This is a genomic window from Halogranum amylolyticum, from assembly GCF_900110465.1.
In the GTDB taxonomy this organism is placed as follows: Archaea; Halobacteriota; Halobacteria; order Halobacteriales; family Haloferacaceae; genus Halogranum; species Halogranum amylolyticum.
In genome coordinates this window covers 82,322-101,809 of record NZ_FODV01000013.1, presented here as the reverse complement: position 1 = coordinate 101,809, position 19,488 = coordinate 82,322, and the positions used below count along the sequence as shown (strand labels likewise).

Below are 19,488 nucleotides of genomic sequence, written 5' to 3'. Positions count from 1 at the left end.
ATGATTTACTAAGTAATTCACCGAGTTAACAGTGACTGATATACCCTAGAGTAATTTACTCAAGGGTAAACTACTCCGTGGAGCATCGCGTAGGTGTGCACATGAGCACCGATTTGGGAACCTCGACGGAGGCGAATAATCGCGAGTTGGTTCATTTCGTGACCCAACAGACGCGATTCGCGCTCGTCAACAACATCCTCCAGCATCCCAAGCAACTCCCGTCGATGTACGAACTGGAGGTACTCAACCCGGGTGTCAGCGATGCCACTGTCTACAAGCATATCCAGAAGCTAATCGACGCTGGCATTGTCAAAGAGGTTTCACTCTCGGACGGTGAACGTCGTCAGGGCTACCCATGGAAGTTCTACGGACTTACCGACGACGGCCGCGCGTTTCTCGAGAAACACAACCTCCTCGCCGCAGAAGAGACGCTTCAGCGCATCTATGAGACGATCTCGGATAAATCTGAGAAGATGGTCAAATACGAAAACGCTCCTCGACCGTCCGTTGAATGACAGACGAGGCAGTTCACTCCGAGGGTGAGTGTCCAGTGTTTTGTCGGACACCACTGTTTCCAGTGCTTACACTGATCTCAGTGGTTGAAGAGAAGAATCCGTCGCGAAGCGCCGTGAGTAGGCCGATGGTCTCGTTTCGGTGGCTACCAGACATAGAGAGTGTCGTTTCCAGTGCTTTTTCACTCAAACGTACGACAAGCAGCTATCAACTAATAGGGCTTGTCCAGACGGCCTTGGACTGAGCGATGGACACCAACTGCTGCAATTGTCTCATCCAGTGCTTCTAACACCGCATTCAGATCCTCACTCAACGCGATTGTCTTGTACTGGCCGCCAGTCGATCCTTCGTTCATCTTCTTGATCGAAATGAGCCCGAGCATGTCGAGTTCGTCAAGATGATCATGCATCCAGCGACTCATCAGTGAGCCAGTCTCCGCTTTCTCGCAGAAACTTTCGTAGCGTCGGTACTGGTCCCGTGACCGAACGGGAGACGTCCCCGACGACTCAAAGCAACATGGTGTGGGGTACGTTCTCGATGTTCCACAATCTTCACCCGTCCCGAGGATTCGAATGAGCCATCGAGGGGCCGACGCTTCGGGCTCACTCGTCGTCAGCTGGACCGTGGTACTTCGATTTGATACTGTCTCCGTCCGGCAACTACCAGTACTCGTAGTCGTAACTGTTGATCGTCTTCAGGTAGATTTGTCAGATGATTTGTTCACGATGAAGAGACGTCACGGCGACCAGATACCGCTCGTCGCGGCTCGCCGCGACGTACTGCGGGTGATCCGCGGTCATCCTAAAATCGTCTTTGAGCCGGACTTAGCGCCAGTAATGCAGGTATCCGAAAATATCTCCCATCGCTTGGGAGATGTCTGAACTGACGGCCTCCAAGCATATAGCGAATGGAGTTCAACCATCGAATCATTGTGCATGATGAACGGTACGTTTTCATCGACAGTGTCCACATTAACTAGGTTTAAATAAAAGCGAATAGCGATATGCTTCAATCGGTCAGCTAGATGTTGTTTCTGGAATAGTTCGGTGCTGCGTCGCCTGTTCGAATGCATACCCAAACTTCAATATTGAGGACTCATCGTAGGGTTTGCCAAGGAATTCTATCCCTACAGGGAGGCCATATTCAGTGAATCCGGCAGGAATAGATACTGCAGTACAAAGCGACTGTGATGCAATAATCGTATTTGTTGCAAATGTCATTGTTTCGTATTTCCCATCCCTGATTTCGTCTTCGGAGGGGGGCGGGACTTGGACATCCGGAAATACAATCGCATCAAGGTTATTGTTAGCAAAGACACTCAGAATCTCCTCTTGGAATGCGTGTTGAGCATTACGACGTTTCCAGTATTCAAGGTGATCAGTCAGGTCACTCGGGGCATCTTCTGCGAACGCAATAAACAAATCCAATAGTTCATGATATTGGCCATTTTTATAGAGTTCCTCTACCGATGAAACGGGAGTATCGCGTTCATTGAGGAACTCGTTAAGATCGCTCTTTGATTGGAGCACATAAAGCATGGTCTCGTTGAGATAGTCATTTAGATCAGGAATCTCAACTGGATCTACAAGCGTGGCACCAAGGTTGGAAATCGTTGTCAATGCCAGTTCAACGACGTCATTAACCTGTTCTGCAGCATCATTCTCCCCAAATCCGTCTCGAAGCACACCAATTCGTGCGCCTTGTAATCCATCTTCATTTAACGAATTCGTATACGATCCGCGGACAGCGGCTAGTTCAGATTTCCCAGAGAGATCATCGCGGTTATCATAGCCGACAAGTACATCCAATAATTTCGCCGTATCACGAACAGTTCGAGTCATAGGTCCGGCCGTGTCCTGTTGAGAGACCAACGGACTTACCCCAGATCTACTAATTAATCCTGGCGTTACGCGAAATCCAACGAGGTTATCGAATGAGGAGGGAACACGAATAGATCCTCCACAGTCAGATCCGATCCCAACAGCGCCGAGATTTGCCGCAACGGCTGCTCCTGTACCACTACTTGAACCACCCGGGTCGTGATTCAGATTATATGGATTTTTAGTTCGGCCTGCAATCGAGGAGAATCCGAACCATGATGTGGCCCAATCCGGCATATTCGTTTTTGCCAGAATAATGGCACCTGCTTCGCGTAATCGCTGTGTGACTTCCGACTCGGATTCTGGGTAATAGCCCTCGAACGCTTCCGAACCATACGTTGTCGGCATATCCGTCGTTTCAAGATGATCTTTCACAACGACAGGAATACCGTGGAGTGGTCCGACAAACCCGCCGGATTCAGAAAGAGTTTGATCGAGTTCTGCCGCACGATCGCTTGCATTATCGTTAATTGTTCGGATCGAATTTAGTTTGGGGCCGCTGCGGTCATAGACTTCGATCCGTTCGAGATACTCATCAACAAGTTCCTCACTGGTGAGATCGCCAGATTCGAAAGCTCGGTGAATTTCATTGATGGTTGTCTCTTCGATACCAAATACCATACATAGTGATATAATAGCATAGTCAAAACAATACCGGTCAATATGACATAACTTACTGCTCATTATGATCAACATTATCTGCGTTCAATTAGATCCGTGAGTGCGATTCCTCGGTATAGAGGCCCACGCAATGGAACCAGAACGGCCGAATTCTGGCGTTGACATGGTCACTGAAAATCACCCCCTGTGTTAACCAAACACCGATAGTCTGGATTCTTTTGTTAACTGCTCTCAGTACGCGGGGGCGGTGAATCGAGTGTTTGCAATTGGGTGTCTCCTTTGGGACACCCCTCGACTTTGGATGACGCAACTGATAGTCTACAGGAGTCAGAGACACTCCTGGCCGTGCGTCGGCCACGACACCTCCGTCCCAGTCGGACGAATCTGTATCGAATATCACACACACACATATTAGCACCCGCATATCCTCCCATCTATACTAGTTGGGTCTTGAGTGGAACAGCGGACGATTTTTGCCGGACAACCGGTGGACGTAACGGCGTTCCACCCAAATTCGAAATGGATGGCACAGCTGCTATGTAAGCGAAATGGGTGGAACATCCCTTGAGTGTGCTTTCGATGTCACCCATACTCCCCGAACTGGATCTGCGGACAGAGTGTGGGTCTGTTGTCAACACCTGAGCGACTTGACTGCCATACGGTGATGGCTGCTGCTTAAGTACCTCACCCGGTTGGTCAGAATCTCACTATCAGAATACAGAGAACCCTTCCGTCGGCGACAGCTCCTACTCCCCGCTTTGCGCCCACTCGGCGCACCAAATATCCACTCACCAGTTTCACTCCAACTTCCAACGGCCTACCTCCCCTTTCTCTTACTAGTTAGTTTTCACCGTCACAGGTGCGATGAACCGCGGCCAGACGCGCTGTGCTAACCGTGTACGGAATATGTTGCTGTCACTCGAAGATAACTGGCCGAGAGCATCCTTATAGAGTCAGGTAACAAACCAGATATCGTTGACCACAACCTCGGCGGAAACGATTGTCAAGTCAAACACTGTCCTCGTCGTAATCGAGATGTCGAACGTGATTCGACATCGATTCGGAATCTTGCTTTGGGACCAATATGTATTCATAGTCGTAGTCTGAATTGTCACACCACAGCATGGCCACAGAACAGATTACGCCTGCAGAGCTTCCACAGCCACGGTACGAATACGGGGCAGACGACCACGTGTTTGTCGAACTCGCAGAGGAGATGAGTTTCACTGCGAACTTCAAGGCGATGGCGATCACCCAGCGCGTCGCCGAACGAGACATCGACGGTGTCATCGAGAACTGCCCGGCGAACGCATCTTATATGCTCCGCATCGACCCCGACATCGTCCATCCGGACGACCTGATCGCAGAACTCAAAGAGATCGAAGCCTCGATCGACATCGAGAACTACGAGTGGCAGACGTGTATCATTGACGTCCCAGTGCTGTTCGAGGATCCGTGGACGCACGAGACGCTCATGGAGTTCCGTGAACGTCACCAGGACCCCGATGGGACGGACCTCGAGTACTCCGCGGAGCTCAACGGGTTCGATTCCGTCGAGGCGTTCATCGACGCATTCGTGGGCGCGCCGCATATGGTGACGATGGTCGGGTTCGTTCCGGGACTACCCTGGTGTTTCCAGATGGTCCCGCGAGAACGGCAACTCGAAGTCCCAAAGTATGTCGAACCTCGAACCGACACGCCCAGTCGTGCGGTGGGCTTCGGCGGCGCGTTCTCCGTCATCTATCCCGTCCAAGGTGCTGGCGGTTACCAACTGTACGGGCGGACGCCGCTCGAAGTGCTCGATACCGAACAGCGGCTTCCGGACTTCCAGGAGTCGATGGTGTTCCCGAACCCCGGAGATATTCTGAACTACAGACAGATCGACCGCGAGGAGTACGATGCGATCCGTGAGGAAGTGGAGGCGGGAACGTACGAATACACCCACGAAACGGTCGAGTTCTCGACGGACGCGTTCTTCGAAGCGCCCGCCGAGTACAACGAACGGCTCATGGAGGCGATCGCATGATCGAGATCTCAGAGGGCGGCATCGAGAGTACGGTACAGGACCTCGGTCGCTTCGGCAATTACCACATCGGCATGCCTCCGTCGGGCGCGATGGATCAGTACGCCCACACGATCGGAAATTATCTCGTCGGGAACGAGCCCGACGCGTCGACAATCGAGATGACCTATCAGGGGATCACGGCGACGTTCCACGAGGACGCTGTCGTCGCGGTCACCGGCGCCGACATGTCTCCGACGCTCGACGGCGAACCGATCGCTGCATGGACGACCCACGCTGTCGAGGCGGGCGACGAACTCGAGTTCTCGTTCGCGACGGAGGGTGCGCGGGCCTATCTCGCCGTGGCTGGCGGAATCGACGTCCCGGAGGTGATGGGAAGTCGGTCGACATACACGCTGGTCGGCATTGGCGGCCACGAGGGGCGCGGGCTGGAAGCGGGCGACGAACTTACGGTCGGCGAGCCAGCTGGCGGAGCGGATGAACTCGTGGGGACACAAGTCGACAATGAGTACATTCCCGATTACGGCGACGAAGATACCGTTCGCGTCGTGCTCGGTCTCACGAGCTACCGGCTGACCGACGAGAGCAAACAGCGACTCTGTGACGTCGAATGGACGGTCTCGACGGAGGCCGACCGGACCGGCTACCGCCTCAAGGGGCCGGAGCTAGAGTTCAAAGAGCGAGAACAGCCGTTCGGGGCCGGGACCGACCCGTCGAACGTCGTCGACCTCGGCTACCCGGTAGGCTCGATTCAGGTGCCACACAACCCCATCGTCCTCATGCAGGATGCGGTCACGGGCGGCGGATACGCGACCGTCGGTACGGTCATCAGCGTCGACCGTGGCCTGCTCTCGCAGCGGCAGACGCACAAGTCGGTCTACTTCGAGGAGGTCGACGTCGAGGCGGCGATCGCTGCCCGCAGGGAACAGAGAGACCGGCTCGAAGCGGTCCGATCACAGATCGAGAAGAAAAACGAAAGTTAACAGATCTCCTGAAAGACAGACACGAATCGAACCAAAGAATATAATTGAAATACAGTTCACCACAACTACACACCACATGTCCGACAAAACGACAATCAGATCACCGATGCCAGGCGTCTTCTACCGGCGGCCCGACCCGGACGAACCAACGTTCGTCGAGCCGGGAGACCACGTCGAAGCGGGCGACACGATCGGCCTCGTCGAGGTCATGAAGAGCTTCCACGAGATCACGGTCGAGAGCGAAGGAACGATCGGTGAGTTTCTCGTCGAAAACGAAACCGAGGTCGAAGCCAACCAGGAGCTCGTCACAATCGAGTGACGAGTGAGAGAAGACGTCCGTTCGGATCCGAGCGTCAAGTCACACAGCGAGTGTCCGGAGAGTAGCGGTGTCCGAGTACGTTTTATTGCCTGCACGTCAACAGGAGTCAGACCAGAATGACCCGAGACGGCCACACCGATGCGTTCGAAGCGACGACAGCGGAGGAGATTCGAACTCTCTTCGACGAACAGGACTACGTCGCCGCCGCCGACATCGTGACGACCGTCCTGTTGGCGATTCGACTCGGTAAACCGCTCTTGGTCGAGGGAGAGCCGGGTGCCGGAAAAACCGAACTGGCGAAGGTTCTGGCCGAGGGGTTCGACTCCGAGCTGATACGGTTACAGTGTTACGAAGGTCTCACCGCCGAGAGCACCCTCTACGAGTGGAACTACACGAAACAACTACTAGCCGTGCAGGCCGGTGAGAGCGGCGTCACGACGGACGAGTCGGTGTTCACCGAGGACTACCTCCTCGAACGACCGCTCCTGCGCGCACTGAGGAGTGGCGACACGACGCCACCGATCCTCCTCATCGACGAGATCGACCGGGCCGACGAGGAGTTCGAGGCCGTACTCCTCGAGCTACTCAGCGACTTCCAGATCTCGATTCCCGAACTGGGAACCGTCCGTGCCGACACGCCCCCGCTCGTAGTAGTCACCTCGAACCGGACGCGGTCGCTGAGCGACGCACTGAAGCGCCGGTGTCTCTATCTCCACGTCGAGCCGCCGTCCATCGAAAAAGAGCGCGCTATTCTGGCACGGAAGGTCCCCGAACTCGACGCCGTCGTCGCGGCCGAACTCTGTGCGATGACGAACAGTCTCCGTGACGAGCCGCTTCTCAAGCGACCGGGCGCCGCAGAGACGATCGACTGGGCTCGCGCCATCGTGGCGCTCGGTCACGACGGGACGCCGCTGACGTCCGCGGACGTCGAACACACGCTCGGCTGTCTACTGAAAGAGGCCGAAGACGTCGAGCGCGTCGACGAGCGGTTGATCGGTGAACTTCTGGAGGCGGCACACGAAGCCCGAAGCGACGTCGCCAGCGTGCCCGCGTCGGAGACGGACGAAGATGACTGACGGCCCACCCGACGAGGAGGCGGTCGGTTCCGAATCGCCGGCGTCCGACGTCGAACGACGAGACGCTACGGAGGTGTCTCCCGATGTCGCGAGCGAACTCGTTCGGTTCACTCGCGCGCTGCGGGAAGTGGGGGCGGAAGTTCCCGTAATCACTAGCATCACCGCGGCGGAGGCGCTCGTCGAACTCGAGTTGACGCCGGAGCGGACGCGAGCGGCACTCCAAGCGGTCTTGCTCACACGGCAGGAGGACGCCCAGCGTTTCGAACGGCTCTTCGAGACGTTCTGGCGTCGGCTCACGAGCGACTCGGACGAACCGTATATAGACACCGCCGACGATGCGGAGACGACACAGCTCGAGGTCCGTCCCCTCCGTGGTTCAGACGCGAGCACCGCCGAGACCAGCGAGGCAGGTCCAGACGATACGGAACGGGCCGCGGAACCGGCCGTCACACGCGCTCTCGGCGACGCCCTCGACCCCGCGAGTGACGCCACATCCGTCTCCGCCGCCACCTACAGTCGGACCGGTGCGCGCTCGCCGCTGGCAGCCGAGTTCGGACGCGACGCGGAGTCAGAGCGGCTGAAGTCGGCAGTTCAACAGCTCACACGGGTGATCGCGACGGTGACCGGTCGTCGCTGGCGGCGTGACGGGACGGCACGACCGGATCTGCGCCGCGCGTTGCGGAAGAGTCTCACCACCGGGGGGATGGTCGCCGACCTCCCACGACGGGAGCGGCGGACAGACCGTGTCCGGGCCACGTTTCTCGTCGATGTCAGTCAGTCGGTACTGGACACGATCGATCGCGGCTTCCTGCTTCGGTTCCTCTCGGAGACGACCGCTCGGTGGCGCGACACGCGGGTGTTCTTCTTCGACGACAACGTGCGAGACGTGACCGCTCAGTTCGCTGTATCCGACCCGGGAGCCGTGTTGGCGGCGCTCGAACGCGCAGAGACGGAGTGGGGAGGCGGCACCCGTATCGGACACGCGATCGAGACGCTCCGCGAGATGTATCCCCCCGTGGTCGACCGTGAGACGGTCGTCTTCGTGATCAGCGACGGGCTGGAGGTGGGCGAACTCGACCGCCTCGAACGGGGTATCACGTGGCTCTCTCGGTGTGCCGCAGCGACGCTCTGGTTGAACCCGCTGGCGTCTGCCCCGGAGTACGAGCCCACGTGTCGCGGCATGACCGTCTCGTACCCGTACGTCGACGGTTTGTTCTCGTTCTCGTCTGTGGACGACGTCGAAGAGATGACACGACAGCTCCGCGTACGCGGTCTCGGCGGCAACGTCGGCTTCGAGTACGACCGGCGTCGACATCGCCGATCGGAACGTTCAGAGCGGTGATGACCCCGACGTCCTCCCGACGCGCAACGAATATAATCTTACATTCGGAGCGCGTCATTAGTTCACGTTTAGCATAGTTTTTTAGTGTTGTACTCGGTCCGAGAAGGTATGGTGAGCAGAGTACATAATGAACTTTGATGGCGATTTCGAGATCGACGACGTGACGGTCGAGGAGGTCTGGCTCGCGCTGTCGGATCCGTACATGATCAAGACGGCTCTTCCGGGCTGTGAGTTCCTCGTACGAGTCGACGAGGAGGACGTCGACTTCGAACAGCTGCGGACGGAGATGACCGACCGAGCTGCCGACCCGCCGATTCTTCCCGAAGCGACGCCCGAGGACGTCGCCGAGCGAGCGTTCGAAGAGGGCGGCCGATACGCGACGCTGCTCGAACTCAGCGTCGGAAGCGTCAAACCGAGTTTCGAGTCCGTGGTGGTAATCACGGAACGAGAGTTCCCGCGGATGCGCACCTCGGGTGAGGGATCGGCCGCCAGCAGTTCGTTCGAGCTGTCGGCGGGGATGGAGTTGGCAGAGACGGACACGGGCGTCGTCGTTGAGTGGGCGGCCGAAGCCGACGTGTTCGGCCGTATCGCCCAACTCGGTGGCCGGGTCATCAACCCGGTCGCGAACCGGGTCGTTCACCAGTTCTTCGACGACGTCGCCGACCGGTTGAACGAGGTCGGCGACGCCGAGGCGACGGACGACCGAGAGAACCTCCGTGACCGCGTGCGGAGACTGCTGTGAACCACGAACGGACGGAGCGAGGACGGTCAAACATGACACAGGAATATCACGACATCACACTCACAGTGAACGGGACGGAGCGGGAACTGAGCGTACGACCACAGACGCTGTTGGTACACGCGCTTCGCGAGGACCTCGGGTACACGGGTCCAAAAGTCGGCTGCGAGAGCAGCCTCTGCGGTGCGTGTACCGTGCACGTCGACGGCGACCCGGTCAAGTCCTGTACGTTGCTCGCGGTCCGCACCGACGGAGCCGAGATCACGACGGTGGAGGGACTCGCCGACGACGGTGAACTCCACCCGTTGCAGCAGTCGTTTCAGGAGGAACACGGTCTCCAGTGCGGTTACTGTACGCCAGGGATGCTCATGACGGCGAGCGCACTTCTGGAGGCGGAACCGGACCCGTCGCGGGAGGAGATTCGCGCGTCGCTCGAGGGGAATCTCTGTCGCTGTACCGGCTATCAGAACATCGTGAACGCGGTCGAGTCGGCCGCCGAGAAACTGTCCGCCCAGGAGGCGAGCGAGTGAGATGACGACGTCGCCCGACGCGGCCGATCAGGTGTTCGGATCGTCCGTCGAACGGCGGGAGGATCCGTCGCTTCTCACCGGCAAGGCGGAGTTCACAGACGACAAACTCCCAGACGCTGCGCACGTCGCGATTCTGCGGAGTCAGTTTGCACACGCTCGAATAGAGAGCGTCGACACGTCGACGGCGGCAGAGCGAGACGGCGTCATCGCGGTCTTCACCGGCGAGGACATCGAAGCCAGCGGTATTCCAAACAGTATCCCGACGGCGTGGATGCTGCCGGGTCTCGTCACGCCGCAGTATCGACTCATGGCGACGGATAAGGTCCGTCACTCGGGGGACGCGATCGCCGCGGTCGTCGCGGAGGACCGGTACGTCGCCCACGACGCGCTCGACGACGTCGACGTGAGCTACGAGCGACTGGACGCCGCGACCACGCCCACGGAGGCGGTCGGAGCGGAGCCGCCGGTCCACGAGGAGGCCGAAGACAACGTCGCCTTCGACTTCGAACTCGGCGACGCCGACGCCGTCGACGAGGCGTTCGCCGCAGCAGACCACGTGTCGACCGTCGAACTCGAACAGCCGCGGATCCTCCCCACCCCAGTCGAACCGCGCGCCGCGGCGGCCAGCTACGACCCAGGGACCGACGAGCTGACCGTCTGGATGACGTCGCAGAACCCGCATCTACACCGGATGCTCATGTCGACGGCAACGCTCGGACATCCGGAACACAAGCTCACAGTTATCGCCCCCGAAGTCGGTGGTGGCTTCGGCAAGAAGATCTACCATTACCCCGACGAGGCCATCACGGCGTGGTGTGCGAAGCGACTCGAACGCGACGTCAAGTGGCAGGCGACTCGGAGCGAAGACTACGTCACCGGGAGTCACGGGCGCGACCATATCACTGAGGCGGAACTCGCGGTCGACGACGACGGCACCGTCCGTGCGATGCGCGTCGAGACTCACGCCGGACTCGGTGCACACCTGCTGCAGTTCGCGACGGCGACGCCGTCGTATCTCTACGCCACCATCCTCTCGAGCGAGTACGACATCCCCGCCATCCATTGCCGCGTCGTCGGCGTCTTCACCAACACGGCACCGGTCGACGCGTACCGAGGCGCTGGGCGCGCCGAGGGCATCTACGTGACCGAGCGACTGTTCGACGTGGCTGCCCGCGGGTTGGGGCTGGACCCGACTGAGTTGCGACGGACGAACCTCGTCGCCCCCGACGAGTTCCCGTTCGAGACGAGCGTCGGGTTGGTGTACGACAGCGGCGAGTACGAGCGAGCGATGGACCGCGCGCTCGAGATCGTCGACTACGACGACCTCCGCGAGCGACAGGCCGCGCTCCGCGAGGAGGGTCGGTACCTCGGAATCGGGGTGGCGAACTTCGTGGAGTCGGCCGGACTCTCCCCGTCGAAGGCTGCCGGGGAACTCGGCGCACAGGCCGGCGGCTGGGAGGTCGGCGTCGTCCGGTTCCACCCGTCGGGGAAGATCGTCGTCGCCTGTGGGACGGCCGATCAGGGGCAGGGACACCGGACGACACTCGCACAGATCGCCGCCGATGAACTCGGCGTCCCGATCGCGGACGTCGAAGTCGTCGAGGGCAACACCGACGAGGTCCCACAGGGGATGGGGACGTACGGGAGTCGGAGCGCCCCGGTCGGCGGGGGTGCGGTGTCGACGAGCGCCCGCAAAGTCGTCGAGAAGGCCCGAAAGATCGCCGCCCACCAGTTGGAGGCCGACGCGGATGACGTCGAGTTCGAGGACGGCGAGTTCCGCGTGAAGGGCGCAGCGCAGCGTTCGATGGGTATCGCGGACGTGGCGATGCAGGCGTACCTCGGTCACGACATTCCAGACGAGATGGAACCCGGGCTGGAGGCAACTTCCTACTACGACCCGGAGAACTTCACCTTCCCGTTCGGGACGCACGTCGCGGTCGTCGAAGTCGAACCGACGACCGGTGACGTCGAGATCCAGCGGTACGTCGCCGTCGACGACTGCGGCGAGCAGATCAACCCGATGATCGTCGAAGGGCAGATCCACGGCGGTATCGCGCAGGGGATCGGCGCCGCGCTCTTCGAGGCGGCGCAGTACGACGGGAGCGGCAACCTCGTGACCGGGTCGATGAATGACTACGCCCTGCCACGCGCGAGCGATCTACCGGAGTACGAGACGGACAGCACGGTGACGCCGAGCCCGCATAACCCGCTCGGGGTGAAAGGTGTGGGCGAGTCGGCGACGATCGGCGCGACGCCGGCTGTCGTCAACGCCGTCGTGGACGCGCTCGAACCGTTCGGCGTGGACCACCTCGACATGCCGCTCACGAACGAGACGATCTGGGCTGCGGTCGAGTCGGCGGGGGGGTCGTAGATGTACCCCTCGTCCTTCGAGTACCACGCACCTACGGACGTCCAGGAGGCCGTCGACCTGCTCGTAGAACACGGCGATCGAGACGTCGAACTGATCGCGGGAGGGCACAGTCTCCTCCCGACGATGAAGTCTGGACTCTCGAAACCCGAGGTGGTCGTCGACATCGCCGACATCGACCAGTTACACGGCGTCGACCACGGCGAGGAGTCGAGTCGGGTCGGTGCGATGACCACCTACGCGACCGTCGCGGCCGACGAGACGCTCGCCCGGTCGACGGTCATTTCGGAGGCCGCCGCCGAGATCGGCGACGTCCAAGTCCGCAACGTGGGAACGGTCGGCGGCAACGTCGCACACGCTGACCCGGCCGCAGATCTACCGGCGGCGGTGTTAGTCTCCGATGCGACCGTCCGACTGCAGGGGCCCAGCGGAGACCGAAGCGTCCCCGCCGCGGAGTTCTTCCAGGCGATGTTCACTACGGACATCCGTGAGGACGAACTCCTCACTGGTATCGACCTCTCACATCTCGGAGAGAACGACGCGGGAGCGTACGTCAAGAAACCCAGTCCATCGTCGGGATACGCACTGGTCGGTGTCGCGGTGGTGCTCGAGACCGACGGCGAGACGATCATGGACGCTCGGATCGGGGCGAACGGTGCGTTCGACCACGCGATGCGGCTGAAACCGGTCGAAGAGACGTTGACCGGGGAAGCCCTCGATGGTGGTATCGCCCATCGAGCGGCCGGGCACGCGACCGACGACGTCGAACCGTATCTGTTGATGGAAGACGACACCGCCTCGAGCGACTTTCGAGCGCATCTACTCGAGGTGTACACGGAGCGAGCCATCGACACGGCGATAGAGCGAGTCGGGTCCATGACGGACACCGAAGCCGACTGACCCTCCTCCTCGTTCGTCGTCTCGGTCGTCCACGGTCGAACATCCCTCCGGACAGCGCACCGTCTCGACGCCGGTCCGAGTCACACCGCTCGTGGGCGGTACGTGAGTGGTCGTGGAAAGATATATGCGAAGATGTGACAGACTAACTCGTATGCCGTCGATCGATATCAACTGCGATATGGGTGAGAGTTTCGGGAACTGGGAGATGGGAAATGACGACGCCGTCATGCCTTACATCACCTCCGCGAACGTCGCAGGCGGCTTTCACGGGGGTGACCCCCACGTGATGCGAGAGACCGTCGAACTGGCCGCAGAGCACGGGGTCGGTGTCGGCGTCCACCCGGGACTGCCGGACAAGATGGGGTTCGGGCGACGGAAGATGGACGCCACCCCCGAAGAGGTGAGAGATTACGTCGTGTACCAACTCGGTGCGCTTCGAGCGTTCGCCCAACGACACGGGACGACGGTACAACACGTCAAACCCCACGGGGCGATGTACTCGATGCTCTCGGAGAGTCCCGAACACGCCCGCGCCGTGATGGAGGGGATGCTCGAGGTGGACGACGACCTCATCTACCTCGCGACCGACATGAATATCTACGAGGTGGCACAGGAGATCGACGGGCTCCAAGCCGTCTACGAGGGGTACGTCGACTTAGACTACCGAGCAGACCGGTCGCTGATCGTCGAGAAACAGCTCGAGGATCGCGACCCCGAACTCGTCGCCGACCGATTCGTCTCCATCGCCACCGAGGGCGTCGTTGAAGCGGCCACCGGCGAAGAGATCTCGATCCCTGCAGACAGCATCTGCATCCACGGCGACAATCCGAACGCGGTCGAGATTCTCGAGGCGATCCACGACCGTCTCGACGACTACGACATCCGCCTGGCGTCGCTGTCCGAGGTCGCCTGATTTCGCATCACTTCCAAGTCACAGTTCGCAGTGACAGAGGTGAGTCGAGAGCGACTCCACGATCTCACTCGTCGGCGAGCTCTCGCTCGACGTACTTCGTGGTGTGTTCGTTGGCCAAAAAGCCCTCGTCCTCCAGCAGCGTTCGATGGAACGGGATCGTCGTCGGCACGCCTTCGACCGTCATCTCGTCGAGGGCACGCTTGCCGCGAGCGATGGCCTCCGCCCGATCTTCACCGGTGACGATCAGTTTCGCGAACAGCGAGTCGTAGAAGGGAGCGATCGCGTCACCCTCGTCGACACCGTCGTCGACGCGGACGCCGATCCCGCGCGGCGGTTTGTACGTCGAGAGCGTCCCCGGTAGCGGAGTGAAATCGTTGTCCGGGTCCTCGGCGTTGATGCGGAACTCGATGGCGGTGTCGCGAGTCTCGATTTCGTCCTGAGAGAACGAGAGCTCCTCGCCAGCGGCGACTCGGAGCTGCCACTTCACGAGGTCGATTCCGGTACGCTCTTCGGTGATCGTATGTTCGACCTGGATCCGGGCGTTGACCTCGATGAAGTAGAACTCGCCGTCTTCGTAGAGGAACTCGACTGTCCCGGCGTTGACGTAGTCTGCCGACGCGGCGCCGCGACAAGCGGCTTCACAGAGTTCGGCGCGGGTGTCGTCATCCAAGACGGGCGACGGCGACTCCTCGAGGAGTTTCTGTTGACGGCGCTGGATGCTGCAGTCGCGTTCACCGAAGTGTCTGACGTTTCCGTGTTTGTCACCGATGACCTGAACTTCGATGTGTCGCGGGTTCTCCAGAAACCGTTCGAGGTACACGTTCGGGTTGTCGAAGTACGCCTTACCCTCGCGTACTGCTTCTTGGAGTTTCGACTCGATCTGATCGGGGTCGTGGACGACCTTGAGGCCGCGACCGCCGCCACCGCCGTCGGCTTTGATCGCGACCGGGTAGCCGTGTTCCTCTCCGAACGCTTTGACCGCCGCCGATTCCGTGACTGGCTCGGTCGTCCCAGGGACAATTGGCACGTCCGCCGCAGCCATGATCTTCCGGGCCTCGGTTTTTTCACCGAAGTTCGCCATGACGTCGCTCGGCGGTCCGATCCACTCGAAGTCGCTGTTCTCGACGGCTGCCGCGAAGGACTCGTTCTCGGCGAGGAACCCGTATCCTGGGTGAACTGCGTCGGCGTCGGTCGCTTGAGCAGCGTTGAGGAGTGCCTCCTGATTTAGGTAGCTCGCACTCGCCTTCGAACTGCCGATGTGGTGGGACTCGTCGGCGATACGCACGTGTTTCGCATCCTCGTCTGCGTCGCTGTAGACTGCAACGGTGTCGATCCCCATCTCCTTGCACGCCTGCATGACCCGAACGGCAATCTCGTCGCGATTCGCGACGAGTACCTTTTCAAACATCGTACAACTGTGTGTGAACGATTAGTGGATAAACCTACCCTTTCGATAATTATTGAACTGCGTCTTATTCAGGCGGATCGGCGAAACAGAACCGACAGTTCCCATCGAGTCGACTGCACCGTCGGGTGACACGACATGTTCTAACCGATCGATCGAGTTCAGACCGTCGCATCGAGGGCGGTGTCGATCTGTTCAACAGCGTGCTCGACTTGCTCTTGAGAGATTGACAGCGGCGGCTGGAAGCGCAGAACGTTGTTATAGTAGCCACCGACGCCGATGACGACGTTCGAGTCGGCTCGGAGATGCGCGCTCACGGCGCGAGCGAGTTCGCTATCGGGACGTGGAGCGACGTGCTGTGGTCCCGTCGTCCCTGGTTCCACGAGTTCGATGCCCCACATCAGCCCAAGTCCGCGTACCTCACCGACGACCTCGTGCTCGTCTTCGAGTGCTTTCAGCTCGGTCTCTAACCATACGCCTCGTTCGTGAGCGTCGTCGACGACCCCGCCTCGGAGTTCGTCTATCGTCGCGAGAGCGGCGGCACAGGAGACAGGGTTGCCGCCGAACGTCGAGAAGTGATCGCCGGGGTCGAAGGTGTTCGCGACCTCTTCGGAGGCGGTAACAGCCCCGAGTGGGAGGCCGTTCGCGATCCCTTTCGCCTGCGTGAGGATGTCGGGTTCGAGATCGAACTGCTCACTGGCGAACATCCGGCCGGTCCGCCCGTAACCCGTCTGTACCTCGTCGACGACGAGCAGCGCGTCGTGTTCGTGTGTGATCGCACTGACCCGCTGCAACCACTCGGCGCTCGGGACGACGATACCCGCCTCGCCCATGACGGGTTCGAGAACGACGGCCGCTAGGTCGTCGCTCGTATGGGTTCCGATCGTCCGCTCGAGCTGCTCCGCACAGGCAGCGTCGCATCGCTCGCTGTCACAGCGTGGACACCGGTAGGCGTACGGTGGTGGTGCGTGCGCAACGTCGTTGATCGTCGGCGCCATGCCGCTCTTGTAGGCCTTGTTGCCCGTAAGCGCCAGACTCCCGAGCGTCCGCCCGTGAAAGCCCATCTCTAGTGCGACCACCTCTTTCGATCCGGTGTACTTACGAGCGAGCTTGATCGCCCCTTCGACGGCCTCCGTCCCGGAGTTACAGAAGAACGTCTTCTGTAGGTCTCCGGGCGCTACGTCGGCGATCTCTCTGGCGAGATCTGCTACCGGCTGGTTCGGGTGCACGTATGAACAGCCGTGTGTGAACTCGTCGAGCTGCGACTTCGCTGCTTCGACGACGGCCGTGTTTCCGTGGCCGACGTTCGTCACGGAGATCCCCGAGAAGAGATCGAGATACTCGTTCCCCTCGAAGTCTTCGAGGAGACAGCCGGAAGCACGCTTGATCGGGACGTGGAGCGATTTCCAGACAGGCATCACGTACTCGTCGTACTGATCGATCGTGCTCGCATTCGACTGCTCCTCATCGGATTGATGACCGGACATAATCACTTATACTGGATCGTATTCTAAGTTCTATAAATATACCGGATAACATCCGATATATCTGCCGCTCATTCGATTTATGTAGATTCACCTCAGAGGGCTCGGTCGTGGTTCGCTTCATACGAGAACGTCCGGTCTGCTTTGTCGCCGACCCTCTCTGCCGAGATTCCCCGACGAACGAAGGTCGAAACGGCAGAGAACCGCAGATGTTGACCTCTGTTGGAGGATATTCTGTTGAACTAGACACTGTTCAAGCGATACGGAATGTTTAACCACGATAGACGGAAACAAAGAGATAACCGACACTGTCGTGGGATGTGGCTGCATTCGGAGACGGACGAGACAGATATGGACAAGAAAGATATTCGAATTCTCAAGGCTATCGCGGGAGAGGGTACCAACAGTCCGGACAAGATTCAGGACATCACTGGGATTCCGAAGTCGACGGTGCACTACCGTCTTAAACAACTCAGAGAGGAGGGAGTATTGAAAAATGACCTCATGGAGATGGACCTCTCGGAGATTGGCGTCGATATCACGTTAATCAGCGAGGTGTACGCGGAGTTCGGCGAGGGCTACCACACGACTGTCGGTGAGAAACTCGAAGCTATCGAGGGAGTAAATCAGGTGTACTTCACGATGGGAGACACCGACTTCGTCGTCATCGCCAACGTCACGAAACGGGCGATGGTGGAATCCATCATCGAGGACTACGAATCAATCGCCGAGATCGAGCGGACGAGTTCGAAGTTCGTCATCTCGACGGTGAAAGACGAGACGTACCCGATCAACGACTTCGAGTACGAAACACTCGTCGACACGTTAGCCGAAAAGTAACTCCTCCTGTCCGACCAGCGGTGTTTAGTTTGGCTCATTGTACCCTGATCGAGGAGGCTATCATCTTGGGGAAGAATTTCACGACGCCACTGGATTGCACGATTTGGTTACGAGGGGTCAACGTCCTGCTACTGGAGTACTAGTCAGGGACGATGAGCGAGACGCGATGCTCTCGGCATATTTTGAGACGTACCGAGTGGTCGGTCAGTTTCTTCGTCTCGCCCCCGAATCTGAGTCAGCGCCTGATCAGTCTGACGAACTCGCCATCGTTCAATTTCAGCTGTAACAATCGACTCCGGCAAATTCGCTCGATTCGAGAACCTGCGTTTGTGGGTCCTGAAAACCAATCCGTCCATATACGCTTTACTCCTTGGCCACGTACGACAGATGAGGGTTTGACGATGAACGACGAATCAAACAAGGTTCACCACAGCGACCTCGTAGTCGACGAAATCCGAGAGAACCCCTCCGGGCGAGACGAACGTCATCTCGAACAAGAATACGTCACGTTCAAAAACGATGGAACGAGCGCGTTGGATATCTCTGGCTGGTCAGTCGAAGACGAGGGTGGAAACACGTTTCAGTTTCCGGAGGACACGATTCTAGACGAAGGAGACCGAGTGACGCTCCACAGTGGGGATGGGACAAATACGGACTCGGACTTCTATTGGAGGTCAGATAGGCCGTTGTGGCGAAACGTTGGCGATACGGTCGTTGTTCGGGATGCTGATGGTGTGCTCCGAATTCGCGAATCCTACAACGAATAGGCAGGACAGCGTAGGATATCCTGGAATGGTGACATTCAACGAGCAACGTCACCAGAGTGAGCGAAGCAGGATGTAGTTGACCCACGTTTTACAGGCCGTTATCGGGTTCGTAGCCTGAACGCGAAAGGGGATCCGAGTCATCGATGTTTGGAGTAAGCTAATTTCAGAATAACGAGGAGGTAGGCGGCTCAAACGGCGACTGCCATACACCATATGTTGAGGCCGATACTCCGAGTATTCGAGACAGCAGAGTATCCCGACGAACACCTCCATCTCTCTAAATCAATTGGTGACTGCATCGATGGTGCGACATGACTACCGCGTCCGAGTGAGTTCGACCCGTCAAACCAAATCCGGCAGCGAAGAGTGGCCTTCGTTTCTGCATAGACCGGCAGGAGAGTTATACTCCGTGCAATAGTATGAAATCACATGGCGACCGAGACCACGAAACTCGATACCCGAGCGTTCGCACTGGCGTGTGGCCTCCTCTGGTCGGGTGCAGTCGTAATACTTGGCATCACCGCCCGGTTTGGCTGGGGAAGACGGTGGCAACGGTTGCTCGCCGACGTTTACCGGGGCTACGACGAAACCATATCTGGACTAATCGTTGGCGCCGTGTGGGCTTTCATCGACGGACTGTCCGGTGGGTATTCGTTCTCCTGGCTCTACAATCGACTTCGTCAGTAGTTGGAGATCGGTGCTGCTGATCGTCAGCGAGCACATCAGGAATGAGCCGATTTTAACCGGCAGCTCTCCTGTGAGAAACGGCCATCATACTCAGTGTT

At 59.0% G+C, this 19,488-nt stretch carries 18 protein-coding genes and 1 pseudogene; 15 read left to right on the top strand and 4 right to left on the bottom strand.

What is annotated here, in order from left to right:
- Positions 1-101 precede the first annotated feature (101 nt).
- Entirely contained in the window at positions 102-515 is a 414-nt protein-coding gene (locus BSG17_RS18400) for a winged helix-turn-helix domain-containing protein (protein WP_089826724.1), read from the top strand.
- Positions 516-724: 209 nt separating this feature from the next.
- On the opposite strand, the gene BSG17_RS18395 is transcribed toward BSG17_RS18400, so the two are convergent.
- Complete coding sequence (locus BSG17_RS18395; protein ID WP_244531594.1) at positions 725-1,081, bottom strand: hypothetical protein; 357 nt, start codon at positions 1,079-1,081, stop codon at positions 725-727.
- 160 nt (positions 1,082-1,241) lie between these two features.
- On the opposite strand from BSG17_RS18395, the pseudogene BSG17_RS18390 reads away from it, so the two are divergent.
- A pseudogene (locus BSG17_RS18390) lies at positions 1,242-1,489 on the top strand (IS1595 family transposase); the annotation flags it as partial.
- A 40-nt stretch (positions 1,490-1,529) separates the two neighbouring features.
- Here the strand turns inward: BSG17_RS18390 and BSG17_RS18385 are convergent.
- A complete protein-coding gene (locus BSG17_RS18385; protein ID WP_089826756.1) occupies positions 1,530-3,014 on the bottom strand; it encodes an amidase in 1,485 nt (494 codons plus the stop codon).
- Positions 3,015-4,137: 1,123 nt separating this feature from the next.
- On the opposite strand from BSG17_RS18385, the gene BSG17_RS18380 reads away from it, so the two are divergent.
- The 10 genes from BSG17_RS18380 (at position 4,138) to BSG17_RS18335 (ending at position 14,207) form a co-directional block, all read left to right on the top strand.
- Positions 4,138-5,040 carry a 5-oxoprolinase subunit B family protein gene (locus tag BSG17_RS18380; RefSeq protein ID WP_089826721.1) on the top strand — a complete coding sequence of 301 codons (903 nt, stop codon included), beginning with the start codon at positions 4,138-4,140 and terminating at the stop codon, positions 5,038-5,040.
- Complete coding sequence (locus tag BSG17_RS18375) at positions 5,037-6,020, top strand: 5-oxoprolinase subunit C family protein (RefSeq protein WP_089826719.1); 984 nt, start codon at positions 5,037-5,039, stop codon at positions 6,018-6,020. The genes BSG17_RS18380 and BSG17_RS18375 overlap by 4 nt, the downstream gene beginning before the upstream one ends.
- Before the next feature lie 76 nt (positions 6,021-6,096).
- Entirely contained in the window at positions 6,097-6,339 is a 243-nt protein-coding gene (locus BSG17_RS18370) for an acetyl-CoA carboxylase (RefSeq protein ID WP_089826717.1), read from the top strand.
- A gap of 116 nt (positions 6,340-6,455) precedes the next feature.
- On the top strand, positions 6,456-7,415 hold the full coding sequence (locus BSG17_RS18365) for an AAA family ATPase (RefSeq protein WP_089826715.1): 960 nt from the start codon (positions 6,456-6,458) through the stop codon (positions 7,413-7,415).
- Positions 7,408-8,757: a VWA domain-containing protein gene (locus BSG17_RS18360; protein WP_089826714.1), complete on the top strand. Its 1,350-nt coding sequence runs from the start codon at positions 7,408-7,410 to the stop codon at positions 8,755-8,757. The genes BSG17_RS18365 and BSG17_RS18360 overlap by 8 nt, the downstream gene beginning before the upstream one ends.
- 127 nt (positions 8,758-8,884) lie before the next feature.
- On the top strand, positions 8,885-9,499 hold the full coding sequence (locus BSG17_RS18355) for an SRPBCC family protein (protein WP_089826712.1): 615 nt from the start codon (positions 8,885-8,887) through the stop codon (positions 9,497-9,499).
- Between the two features lie 32 nt (positions 9,500-9,531).
- Positions 9,532-10,026 (top strand): (2Fe-2S)-binding protein, encoded by a 495-nt coding sequence (locus BSG17_RS18350; RefSeq protein ID WP_089826754.1) that lies wholly within the window; start codon positions 9,532-9,534, stop codon positions 10,024-10,026.
- A 1-nt stretch (position 10,027) separates the two neighbouring features.
- Positions 10,028-12,397: a xanthine dehydrogenase family protein molybdopterin-binding subunit gene (locus BSG17_RS18345; RefSeq protein ID WP_089826711.1), complete on the top strand. Its 2,370-nt coding sequence runs from the start codon at positions 10,028-10,030 to the stop codon at positions 12,395-12,397.
- Complete coding sequence (locus tag BSG17_RS18340; protein ID WP_089826709.1) at positions 12,398-13,294, top strand: FAD binding domain-containing protein; 897 nt, start codon at positions 12,398-12,400, stop codon at positions 13,292-13,294.
- Positions 13,295-13,445: 151 nt separating this feature from the next.
- Entirely contained in the window at positions 13,446-14,207 is a 762-nt protein-coding gene (locus BSG17_RS18335) for a LamB/YcsF family protein (RefSeq protein ID WP_089826707.1), read from the top strand.
- A 64-nt stretch (positions 14,208-14,271) separates the two neighbouring features.
- Here BSG17_RS18335 and BSG17_RS18330 read toward each other — a convergent pair whose 3' ends face one another.
- Together BSG17_RS18330 and BSG17_RS18325 are read right to left on the bottom strand one after the other, a co-directional pair.
- The gene (locus BSG17_RS18330; RefSeq protein ID WP_089826705.1) at positions 14,272-15,615 is read right to left on the bottom strand and encodes an acetyl-CoA carboxylase biotin carboxylase subunit; all 1,344 of its coding nucleotides are present in this window, start codon (positions 15,613-15,615) and stop codon (positions 14,272-14,274) included.
- Between the two features lie 158 nt (positions 15,616-15,773).
- The gene (locus BSG17_RS18325; protein ID WP_089826702.1) at positions 15,774-17,099 is read right to left on the bottom strand and encodes an aspartate aminotransferase family protein; all 1,326 of its coding nucleotides are present in this window, start codon (positions 17,097-17,099) and stop codon (positions 15,774-15,776) included.
- Positions 17,100-17,447: 348 nt separating this feature from the next.
- Between BSG17_RS18325 and BSG17_RS18320 the strand changes: the two genes are divergently transcribed.
- The 3 genes from BSG17_RS18320 to BSG17_RS18310 all read left to right on the top strand — a co-directional run bounded on the left by BSG17_RS18320 (position 17,448) and on the right by BSG17_RS18310 (position 19,390).
- Positions 17,448-17,936 (top strand): Lrp/AsnC family transcriptional regulator, encoded by a 489-nt coding sequence (locus tag BSG17_RS18320; RefSeq protein WP_089826753.1) that lies wholly within the window; start codon positions 17,448-17,450, stop codon positions 17,934-17,936.
- Between the two features lie 401 nt (positions 17,937-18,337).
- Entirely contained in the window at positions 18,338-18,703 is a 366-nt protein-coding gene (locus BSG17_RS27175; protein ID WP_170864865.1) for a lamin tail domain-containing protein, read from the top strand.
- A 429-nt stretch (positions 18,704-19,132) separates the two neighbouring features.
- Positions 19,133-19,390: a bacteriophage holin gene (locus tag BSG17_RS18310; protein ID WP_089826698.1), complete on the top strand. Its 258-nt coding sequence runs from the start codon at positions 19,133-19,135 to the stop codon at positions 19,388-19,390.
- Positions 19,391-19,488 lie beyond the last annotated feature (98 nt).